At 66.0% G+C, this 2496-nt stretch carries 3 protein-coding genes; all 3 read right to left on the bottom strand.

What is annotated here, in order from left to right:
* Positions 1-247: 247 nt before the first annotated feature.
* Positions 248-1060, bottom strand: coding sequence for a class I SAM-dependent methyltransferase (locus tag VML93_RS08875; protein WP_325609739.1), 813 nt, complete (start codon positions 1058-1060; stop codon positions 248-250).
* Positions 1061-1120: 60 nt separating this feature from the next.
* A complete protein-coding gene (locus VML93_RS08870) occupies positions 1121-1792 on the bottom strand; it encodes a M15 family metallopeptidase (RefSeq protein WP_414686309.1) in 672 nt (223 codons plus the stop codon).
* Positions 1793-1947: 155 nt separating this feature from the next.
* Positions 1948-2397, bottom strand: a complete 450-nt coding sequence (locus tag VML93_RS08865) for an SHOCT domain-containing protein (RefSeq protein ID WP_325609735.1) — start codon at positions 2395-2397, stop codon at positions 1948-1950.
* Between the last annotated feature and the right edge of the window lie 99 nt (positions 2398-2496).

The following is a 2496-nucleotide window of genomic DNA, read 5'->3' as shown; positions in this document are numbered from 1 at the left end:
GCCTACCCGCCGGAATGATGATCGTGGGCAAGCGATTCGACGATGTCACCGTGTTGCGGGTCGCCGACGCCTTCGAGGCCCTGTGCGGGGGGTTCCCGACTCCATAGCGCGAGCCGGTCGACTTCCCGAAGTTGACCGACCAGGTGCTCGAGGACATCGACCTGCCCAAGGCGATCGTGCAGGCCGGTACGTCAGTGGTCCGCGGTCGCCGCCCGCGCAACAAGATCTAGCGCGAGCAGTCCCCCAACTAAGCCCGGCACAGGATTTCGCCGTTGGGGACCGCCATCCAACCATCCGGCGCCGCAACCCAGGCCAGCCACGCCGCGGAAATCTCTTGAAGCTCAGGGAAAGTCGCCATACCCGAGTCGATCAGCTGGCGCGACAAGTCCGACTGCAGAATCCGGTCGGCCCACATCCCGCCCCACCATTCACGGGTCTCAGCCGTGGCGTAGCACCACATGCTGCCCGTGGCAGTGATGTCTTTGAAGCCGGCCGCGCGTGCCCACGAGAGCAGTCGCCGGCCGGCATCCGGTTCCCCGCCATTGGCGCGAGCCGCCCGCTGGTAAAGATCTAGCCACCGATCCAAGGCCGGAAGCTGCGGAAACCAGATGAAGCCCGCGTAGTCGCCATCTCGTGCCGCCACAACGCCGTTCGGCACGCACACCCGCCTCATCTCGCGCAGCGCCTGCACCGGATCGGCGAGATGCTGTAGCACTTGGTGGGCATGGACGACGTCGAAGGAGTCGTCGGGAATGTCGAGCGCATGCACGTCGGAGGTCAGGAACGACACGTTCGGCACGTTGCGCGCCCGGGCCTCTGCGCGGGCCAGGTCGAGGGCATCGTTGGTCGGCTCGACGGCTGTCACCGTTCCGGGTGCGACCCGGTCGGCAAGGTCGACGGTGATCGTCCCAGGGCCGCAACCGATGTCCAGCAGCCGCAGACCCGGCTGCAGGTACGGCAACAGGTAGCCGGCGGAGTTCTCCGCCGTGCGTTGCCGGTGACTGCGCAGCACCGACTCGTGATGTCCATGCGTATAGATGGCCCGACGTTCTTCGTTCACAGTTCAGAGCTTACCGCTCGATGCCATATTATGAGATAATCATCTCACTATGCGAGACAGCTAGTCCACGGGTGCGTTGAGAATCGGGCGGTCAACTCCGGCGCCCGGCCCGTCGAAGTGCCACCACTCCCCCTGGTAGACACTCAGCCCGCCGTAGTTCATCGCGTCCCGCAGGCGCTTGCGGTTCGCCTGAGCTTCCGGACTGACCCCCTGGGTCGCGAAAGCATTTGCGCGTGAAGTGAAGTCGTCGAAGTCGGTGCCCATGTCAGCCAGGCAGAACCCGGCTGTCTGCCGCTCCGGCGGGCACGGCGCTTGCGGAAATGCGAAGGTGACGTCCACCGAACGCCCCGCTTCGTGGCTGCGCGCATACTGCCCGGGCCGCGCCACCCACGCCGGATTCGGGACCACGTTGAACATCCTGACCTGGACCTCGTGCGGACGGTAGCAGTCCCAGAACACCAGCGTCTGGCCCTGCGGTCGCAGGGCCGTCGCGGCGGCTGCGAGGCCGGGCGCCATCGATTGATGCACCAGGCATCGTGCGTCGGCGGGATACAGCTGCGTGTGGGTGAAGTTGTTTGTGGTTGCATAGCGCAGGTCGATGATGGCGTCGGGAACCACGGTGCGGACGTCGACAAGCCCGGCCGCGCGCGCCGCGTCGCTGACCGGCGGCACGCCGGACGGATCACCGGAGGCCACCGGCACGCCCGGCAGCACGGCCAAGCCCGCGCCCATCGCCTGCAGAAGGACCCGCCGCAAAACCGTCATCTGGGTATTGTCCGCCAGTCGACGCGGCCGACGGCGTAGCGCCGCGAATTCCGTGCTGGAAATTTCATCTTGCGATGAGACCAGTTTGGCCGGATCCCCGTTCTTGACCAGCTTGCCCGACGCTACTGTCCCAGCAACTTTCGCTTCTGAGCCTCATACTCGGGGCCGGTGAGCACACCGCGATCACGCAGCGCCATCAGCTCCGTGAGGCGGTCCAGCGGATTGGCGGCCTGCTCCTGCATCCATCGCTCGCGCATCTCGAAAGTGGCCTGGTTGGCAGCTTTTCGCGCCTCGGCCGAGTGATCGAACACGACCTTGCCGTGATCGGACGGGTCGTACAGCACCGCGATCAGCCACTCCATGCTCGGGCGCTCCGACTCCCAGAGCCACGCCTCGATGTCGGCTTCGAATGCGGGTTCACCGTGGGGCTCTACCCGCACCGTCATCGCCCACAGCGCCCGCGTCGCTTCGGTGGGCGCAGTTTGATAGAACGGATCGTCAGTGTTGTAGAGGCCAGAGACCTTCCGGCGGGTGACTTCTCCGGCGGCTGGAAGCCGCCGGCTTCTTCTCACGCTGCTTGAGCGTGAAGGGCCAGTCCGGCCCGTAGGATGTTGCGTGCGGCCATCTCGTCTGCTTGGGCGCGATGCGCGCATCGCCGGCAGACGAACGTC

Origin of the sequence: Mycobacterium sp. (genome assembly GCF_035499775.1) — a bacterium.
Classification (GTDB): Bacteria; Actinomycetota; Actinomycetes; order Mycobacteriales; family Mycobacteriaceae; genus Mycobacterium.
This window is presented reverse-complemented; position numbering and strand designations above follow the sequence as displayed.